At 74.0% G+C, this 7,525-nt stretch carries 8 protein-coding genes; 2 read left to right on the forward strand and 6 right to left on the reverse strand.

The window, feature by feature from the left end; translation table 11 throughout:
* Nucleotides 1–38 precede the first annotated feature (38 nt).
* Genes ACI780_RS17925 through ACI780_RS17950 form a run of 6 tightly spaced genes read right to left on the reverse strand, consistent with a single transcriptional unit; the run spans nt 39 to nt 4,739 of the window.
* A complete protein-coding gene (locus tag ACI780_RS17925; RefSeq protein WP_457004646.1) occupies nt 39–836 on the reverse strand; it encodes a DUF4389 domain-containing protein in 798 nt (265 codons plus the stop codon).
* Nucleotides 833–1,909, reverse strand: coding sequence for an NAD(P)-dependent alcohol dehydrogenase (locus ACI780_RS17930; RefSeq protein WP_457004648.1), 1,077 nt, complete (start codon nt 1,907–1,909; stop codon nt 833–835). Before ACI780_RS17930 ends, ACI780_RS17925 begins: the two co-directional genes overlap by 4 nt.
* Entirely contained in the window at nt 1,906–2,394 is a 489-nt protein-coding gene (locus ACI780_RS17935) for a hypothetical protein (protein WP_457004650.1), read from the reverse strand. The genes ACI780_RS17930 and ACI780_RS17935 overlap by 4 nt, the downstream gene beginning before the upstream one ends.
* Nucleotides 2,387–3,331: an NAD-dependent epimerase/dehydratase family protein gene (locus ACI780_RS17940; RefSeq protein WP_457004652.1), complete on the reverse strand. Its 945-nt coding sequence runs from the start codon at nt 3,329–3,331 to the stop codon at nt 2,387–2,389. The genes ACI780_RS17935 and ACI780_RS17940 overlap by 8 nt, the downstream gene beginning before the upstream one ends.
* Complete coding sequence (locus ACI780_RS17945) at nt 3,328–3,936, reverse strand: hypothetical protein (protein ID WP_457004654.1); 609 nt, start codon at nt 3,934–3,936, stop codon at nt 3,328–3,330. The genes ACI780_RS17940 and ACI780_RS17945 overlap by 4 nt, the downstream gene beginning before the upstream one ends.
* A 5-nt stretch (nt 3,937–3,941) precedes the next feature.
* Complete coding sequence (locus ACI780_RS17950) at nt 3,942–4,739, reverse strand: DUF4386 domain-containing protein (RefSeq protein ID WP_457004656.1); 798 nt, start codon at nt 4,737–4,739, stop codon at nt 3,942–3,944.
* A gap of 439 nt (nt 4,740–5,178) precedes the next feature.
* Between ACI780_RS17950 and ACI780_RS17955 the strand changes: the two genes are divergently transcribed.
* On the forward strand, nt 5,179–5,787 hold the full coding sequence (locus ACI780_RS17955; protein ID WP_457004658.1) for a TetR/AcrR family transcriptional regulator: 609 nt from the start codon (nt 5,179–5,181) through the stop codon (nt 5,785–5,787).
* Nucleotides 5,788–6,334: 547 nt separating this feature from the next.
* Nucleotides 6,335–6,685: a hypothetical protein gene (locus tag ACI780_RS17960; RefSeq protein WP_457004660.1), complete on the forward strand. Its 351-nt coding sequence runs from the start codon at nt 6,335–6,337 to the stop codon at nt 6,683–6,685.
* Nucleotides 6,686–7,525 lie beyond the last annotated feature (840 nt).

Consider the following 7,525-nt stretch of genomic DNA (forward strand, 5'->3'; position numbering starts at 1 on the left):
ACCGCGCCGAACCGACGTCCGGCGCGGTGGACGACGCGCTACGCGGAGGTCAGCGGTGTGGCGGCGGCCGGTGGCTCAGCGGCCGGCACCACCGGTCGCGGCGCGGTGGCCGGCGTCCGCGGTGGCGGCGGTCCGATCGGTGGGGCGGGGACCGAGCCGGGGTCGGTGCCGCCGGTGTCGAGCCGGAACGGCGGGTAGCGGTCGGTCATCAGCGCGGCGTAGGCCCCGACCCGCAGTGCCCACCGGTCCATGCCGAGGACGAAGTCGTAGAGCGGCTGGGGGTAGCGGCCGGTGAACAGCAGCACGATCGCGGCGATCAGCACGAGCAACCCGACCAGGCTCCAGCCGGCGTTGGAGCCGTTGTCCCAGGCGCCGTCGGTGGCCCCGAGGCGTGTGCCCAGCCACAGTCCTCCGCCGACGAAGATCGCCAGGACCAGGAAGTGCGGGATGGCCAGCAACCACTTCACGAAGATCAGACCCCGGGACAGCCGTTCGGGGTAGGCGACCTGCAGGTGCGCGGGGTGGTCCGGCACCTCGGCGAGGGTGAACGGCGGATAGCGGTCGGTGCCCAGCGCCCAGTAGCCGTAGTGGTGCACCCGCCAGGACCAGCGCATGACCCCGACGTTGAAGTCGAACAACGACCTCGGGTAGCGGCCGGTGAACAGGATCGCGAAGAACGCGATCACCGTGACGACGGCGAACGCCACCCACAGGAAGAACAGCACGACGATGTGCGGGATCAGCAGCAGCCACTTGACCAGCCACAACCCGCGGGAGAGCGAGGGGTCCAGCGCCGCGTCGACGCGGACGGGGTAGGGGGTGCGGTGCTCGGTCATGGCGTGCTCCCTGCGTCCGGAGTGTGGGTGGTCGGGGTGAGGGAGACGACGAGCTTGCCGCGGGCCTGCTCGTCGAGGAGGTGACGGATGGCCGCAGCGGTCTCGGCGAGCGGGTGGGTCCGGTCGACGGCGGGGGTGATCGCGCCGGCTTCGATGAGGTCGCGCAGCGCGCCGAGGTCCGTGGCGTTCTCCGACGCGACGAACGTGCCGAGCTGCTGGCCGATGAACGGGGACAGCAGGGTGGCCCGGATCTGGCGGTCGCTGCCGCCGAGCCAGCGTCCGTCGGTCTCGCCGCCGACGATGACCAGCCGTCCCCGCGCGGTGAGGGCGCGGCGCAGCCGGGACAGCCGGCGGTTGCCGCCGATGTCGAGGACGACGTCGTAGCGCTGCCGGCCGTCGGCTGGGTCCTCCCGGGTGTAGTCGAGAACGTGGTCGGTGCCCAGCGCCCGGACCGCGTCGGCCTTCGCCGTGCTGGCCACGCCGGTGACCTCGGCCCCGAACGACTTGGCGATCTGCACGGCGAAGCTGCCGACGCCGCCGGAGGCGCCGAGGATCAGCACGCGTTGGTCGGCCTGTACCCGTCCGTGGTCGCGGACGGCCTGCAGCGCGGTGAGCCCGGAGACGGGCACCGCGGCCGCCTGCTCGAAGGTGACGTTGGCCGGCTTGGTGGCGAGCTTGTCCGGTCGGGCGCGGGCGTACTCGGCGAAGGTCGCGTCGCCGACGCCGAACACCGCCTCGCCCGGCGCGAAGCCGGTCACGGCGGCCCCGACGGCCTCGACCGTGCCGGCGAGGGCGCGACCCGGGTTGGGGTACCTGGGCCGGCGCAGGCCGAAGCCGGCGAGCCGGATGGGGTAGGGCAGCCCGGCCATGATGTGCCAGGTGCCCCGGTCCACGCTGGCCGCGTGCACCCGCACCAGGACCTCATCGTCGGCGATCGAGGGCTGCCCGATCTCGGCGAGCTGGAGAACGTCCTCCGGTGCCGGGCCGTACCGGTCCTGCACGATCGAGTTCATGGTGTGCGCGCCGGCGGCGACCGGTGGCACCCGCAGCGTGTCCGGCTGGGTGGTCTTCATCGGAACCCCCGTTCTGCTCGTGGCGCTCGGGTGGTGGGTCGCTGGAGGTGGAAGTCGCTCTGCCGGTGGTGGCCGTAGTGCCGGATGTGCAAGGCGGCAGATCCGGACAGGCCGCGGATCGCACGGCCGGCCTCGTCGTCGTCGGCGACGTGCACCCACAGGGCGTAGCGGCCGTCCCGGGCGTGCCCGTGGTAGAGGTCGAGGGTCTCCCGGTCGTCGGTGAGCGCGGTGACGACGCGGCGCGGCACGCTCTTCTGGGCGGTGTAGCGCGCGTAGTCCTCGAGGATCTGGTCGGGGGCGAAGATCCGCAGCTCCCTGTCGGTGAACCCGACCGTCTGCAGGGCGGCCGCCGCGCGCTGGGCTTCGCCGGCGTCGGTGAGGACGGCGACCAGGAAGCCCCTGGGGGCGAAGAGGTACGGCCTGTCTGCGAGGGCAGGGTCCTGGGCGCTTGTGCCCACGGGCCAGATGATCTCCTCGTCAGCCATGGCGGTAGCTCCGCAGGGTGTCGGCCACCGCCTGCTCGAGCGGGGTGGCCTGGACGCCGAGCTTGTCGGCGGTCGTGCTGCTGTCGACGACGAACGGCTCGGCGAACTGGTACTGCATCTCGACCAACTCCCGCAGGGTGGGGTTGACCAGGCCGAGTGCGCACAGCAGCCGCGGCGGCATCGCGCGCAGCCTGCCGGCCGGGTGGCCGGCCTGCCGGTAGACGATGTCGACCAGCTGGCGGGTGGTGCGGGTGTCGGGGTCGTTCGGCAGGTGCCACACCTGCCCGGGGGCGTCGGGGTGCTCGCCGAGGACGGCCAGGCCTTCGCCGATGTCGGGGATGTAGGTGTAGGTGTGCGGCTGATCGGGGTCGCCGAACACCGAGGCGGTCTTTCCGGCCAGCGCGGCGGGGAAGACGCGGTCGCCGAGGTTGGACTGGGCGCCGCCGCGCGGGCCGAAGTAGTCCGAGGCCCGGCCGATGGCCACCTCGACGCGGCCGGCGTCATGGGCGACGAGCAGTTCGCGAGCCATCCGGCCGCGCAGCCGCCCCTTGATGGTGTGCGCACCGTCGGGCAGGTCCTCGGTCAGCACCCGGCCGGCGGGGCGGCCGTACGTGTAGACGTTCTCCATGCTCACCAGCCGGGCCCCGACGGCGGCAGCGGCGATCAGCACGCCGGTCTGCAGCCGCGGGAACTGGGCGGTCCACTCCGGGTAGGGCGGGTTGAGCGTCTGGTAGACAACGCCGGCTCCCCGAGCCACCTCGCTGGTGAAGGCCGGGTCCCGGGCGTCCCCGCCGACGACCTCGACGTCGCCGGGGACACGGGCGGCACCGGAGCGGTTCACCAGCCGGGCCGACTCGCCGCGGCGGCGCAGCGCGTCGAGGACAGCCAGCCCGATCGCGCCGGTGCCGAAGATGACGTGCCGCGGGGCTGCGGTCATGCCCGTGCCTGGCTCGGTGCCGGCGCCGGTGCGGCCGCCGCAGGGGAGCCGGCTGGGCCACCGTCGGGCAGGAGCACTAGCAGGAGCAGCCCGGACAGAGCGGAGAAGGTCACCGCGCCGTAGGCGCCGAAGACGGTGAACTGCTCCTCGACGGCGATCCCGCCGAGGGTGGTGGCGGTCCAGCCCAGCGCCCACAAGGCAGGCACTGCGGCGGCCCACAGCCAGCGCAGTCGGGTCCTCCGGGGCAGTGCCAGGGCCTGTGCGGGCCCGAGGAGCAGGCCGGTGAGGGCGCCCATCAGCGCCAGGTCGGCCAGCGAGGTGCCGTAGCCGACCGTGACGGCGCCCAGGAGCAGGCCCAGGCCCATGCCGAGCCCGGTGGCCGGCACCCACCGGCGGATGTCGAGCCGCCCCAGGCTCACCAGTGTCTGCCCGAGGCCGAGGACCAGGCCGGCCACGGCGCCACCGAGCAGCGCAGCCAGTGGACTGTCCACCCGGCCGGCGACGGCGGTCCCGGCCAGTCCCGCGATCGGGAAGGCGAGGAACCCCGCGGTCCAGATGAGCCACCTGCGAAGGCGGGACGCGTGCGGTCCGGCGTGAGCGGTCATGGTGCTCAGCTCCTGACGCCGGTCGCGGCCGGCGGTCGCGGGGACGGGACATCCGCAGAGCCGCCGGTCGGCTCGCTGTCGAGCGCGGCGCCGGCGGGCCGCAGCAGAACCATCACGCCCAGGGCGGCGACCCACAGGCCCCACGTCGTGCTGCCGATCAGGCCCCCGAGGTCCCAGACCGGGAAGTCGGGCACGGCGGTGGCCAGGATGTCGCCCTGGTTGCTGAGGTACAGCGCGCTGACGATCAGCCCGGTGAGGCCGAGCCAGCGGGGCAGCACCCGGGTGCGCAGGATGATCACGCTGAGGGTGACCGACCAGCCGACGGCGAGCAGCTGGCCGAGGTGCTCACCGAGCAGGGCGCCGCCGAACTGGTGCTGGGCGGTCCAGGCCGCGTCCACCGCGGCCCGGGTGGTGGCGTCGCCGGTGACGTAGGAGTCGGCCAGCGGCGGGACGACGAACACCCAGCGCAGGAACCCGATCAACGCGAGGACCACCGAGGTGGCGCCGATGAAGGTGGCCGCCCGCAGCACCGGGTCGCTGCGCCGCCCCAGTACGGCGGGCAGCAGCAGGATCGGGACGAGCAGGATCGCGTAGGTCCAGGCGGTGGCGAACCAGGTCCACACCAGGCTCGTGCCCCCGGCGACGAACGCCGGCAGCACCACGTGGGCCGGTTCCCGCAGGATGTCCGGCCACTCGAAGGTCGACGACAGCGCCGTCGCCGCCGCGGCGAACGCCAGGGCGCCGCCGAGGAAGAGCGAGCCGGTCGTCCGGCGCACTCCGTTGTTCACGCTCGCAGTAGTCATCCGAGTGGCCTCGTCTCATCGAGGGCAGGAAGAAGCAGGAGGCAGGTCGAGCCCGACGCTGAGCAATCGACAGGTCGACCGTCAGTCCGGTACGGGGATGGGTCAGCGGATGCCCCACCGGATCAGGTGAGGGGTGTGAGAGGCCGTCCCCAGCCGGCCGACCGGGTGTGCGGCGCCGAATGCTCGCCCATCGCTGGGCGGCAGGAATGGCGGCCGTCGGGACGCTGAACCGGCGGACGAGACCTGTGCGCTCGGAGACGGCGCAACCCCGGGAACACGAGGTCCGAGATCGAGCGGCTGCGCCGGTGAGAGGACGCTAGACCCACGCCGCGCGCGGGCGCAACCACCAGTAGCGGAATGTGCGGTCGCGATTTCTGAGCTCCTGCTGGCCCCGCGTAAACTTCGGGCGCCTGTTCCAGAACGGGAGGTTGCGAGGAACGTGGGTGTCGCTCCAGAGACATCGGCGGGCCGCGGCCGGCCACGGGACCGAGCCCTCGACGACCGCATCCTCGAGCAGCTCCTCACGCTGCTCGGCTCGCACGGCTACACCGGCCTGACGCTCGACGAGCTCGCCGCCCGCAGCGGCGTCGCCAAGACCACGATCCTGCGCCGATGGCCGTCGAAGGCCGCGGTCGCCGCCGCTGGAGTGGAGCGGCTGGCTCTGCAGAGCGTCGACGTCCCCGACTCCGGCACCCTGCGAGGCGACCTGCTCGCGCTGCTGCACGGCGCGGCCGAGACCTTCGTGCGCGGCCGAGGGCAGTTCGTCGCCCGGCTCATCCGCGAGGCCGGGCACCACCCCGAGATCACCGATCTCGTCTACACCGTCATCCACACCCGCCGACAGGCCTACCGGAGGGCCCTGGCGCTGGCCATCGCTCGCGGCGAGCTGGCCCCCTCCGTCGACCAGGACCTGATGATCGACCTGCTGATCGGCCCCATCTGGACCCGGCTGCTGATCACCCGAGATCCCATCACTCCCGAGTACGTCGACTCGGTCGTCGAGACCGTGCTCATGGCCTTCGACGTGAAACGGGCGACAACCGCCTGACGTGGGCGGCCTCGCTCCGGTCCTCACCGCTCCATCCCGTGCCCGCGTCCCAACCGGCTGCACCCGGCGACTCCAGCTACGAGCGTCCTGAGCAGCAGTGCGGCCCGGCGTCCTGGCCGCCGCCGTCGGCGGACATCCAGCCGCTCCTGCACGCATACCTCGCAGAGCCCGGATCTCACCCGCGTCCACACGAGACCACTGACACTGATCGGCCTGCACGAACGGTGCTTCACGTGCGCGGGTCAACAGTGTTCGGACAGCTGTCGTTGTTCAGCGACGAGGTCGAGCGGGTCGCCGAGCAACGCCAGGACGCTCCTGACGTGGGTCCTGTGACTGGGATGGACCAACAGCAGAGCGGCCGGACGGTCCCGAGGCGGTGGAGCGGGCGACGGGCCCGCCTCACCGTCGCGGAGGAGATCGACGTGCCCGACACCGAGAAGGCCCCCTGCGCCCCGGCGTCCTCCAGCAGCTCGACGAGGTCACCGACGCGCTGTTGCGGCAGGGCTACTTGGGCGGTGCGGAGACGCCGGCCGAGGCGGTGCGGGAGATGGCGGCGGACGCTGCCGAGGCCCAGCGGGCTCGCGAGGTGCTGTTCGGTGACGAGGTGCTCGAGGAGCAATACGACGTCGCCGCGGCTGTGCAGGAGGCGATCGACGGGGCCGCCGAGCACCAGCAGATCGTCGACCTGCTGTGCGAGCGCGAGGTGGTGCTCGGCGGGGAGCCCCTCATCGGGGTCGTGGAGACGGTGCTGGCCGCCGCGGCCGAGGTCGAGCGGGCGCGCGAGCTGCTGTGCCACGACTGCCGGATGCGCAACGACGAGACGTGCCCCGGGCGGTGCAGGTCCTCGACGCGGAGTCGGCCCAGGTGTGGAAGCTGCTCGTCGACAGCGGTCACCTGAGCTGGGCGGCGACCCGGGGCGAGGCCGACGGACTGGGTGACGCGGTGCGCGACGCCGTCGCCCGGGGCAGCTGCGGCAGGAGCTCGCCGAGATGGAGGAGCAGACCATCTACGGGGGAGAGCGGTACTTCCGGGAGCGGCAGTACCGGGTCGACGTGGCCGCGGTCGCCAGCAGGGGTCCTCCTGCGCGTCCACGCGGAGTCGCACGCCGGCTCGGTGACGACTTGCGGAACGTGCGCCCGCGACTGGGCGGTCGTCCAGGGGGCCTCGGGCCCCTCGACGCCCCGGGAACTGGCCCGCGCGACGAGCACGTAGCGCACGACGCCGGCAGCGCCCCCCCCCCCCCCCCCCCCCCCCCCCCGCCCCCCCCCCCCCCCCCCCCCCCCCCCCCCCCCCCCACCCCCCCCCCCCCCCCCCCCCCACCCCCCCGCCCCGCGCCCGCCACCCGCCGCCCGCCCGGGGGGGGGGGGGGGCCCGGAGCCCCCTGCGCCGGGGACCCCTCGCCCGTGACCGGAACCGGCGGCCGTGGCTGCGGTGGACCGGGGCCGTTGGACGGACATCGGATGGCCGTCGACAGCTGACCCGGCCGGCGGGACCTCCCCGCCGCTGACGGGTCGCCCACCGGCCCGGTCCCTCCCCGAGGGGCCGGGCCGGTGGCACTTCACGGGGCGACGGGTCAGGCCGGCCGCGCGCGCAGCGCCCCGGCGAACGCCCCGTCCCGCCCTGGCCCGGAGCTCCCGCCTTGGCCCCGTGCGCGGTGCCGCCGTCGGGGGCGTGCGCCACCACCTCGGGGCGGCTCGCCAGCAGCCCGCCGTGGACCCCGTGCTGCGGACGGGCGTCC

This window comes from Geodermatophilus sp. SYSU D00814 (genome assembly GCF_054050055.1).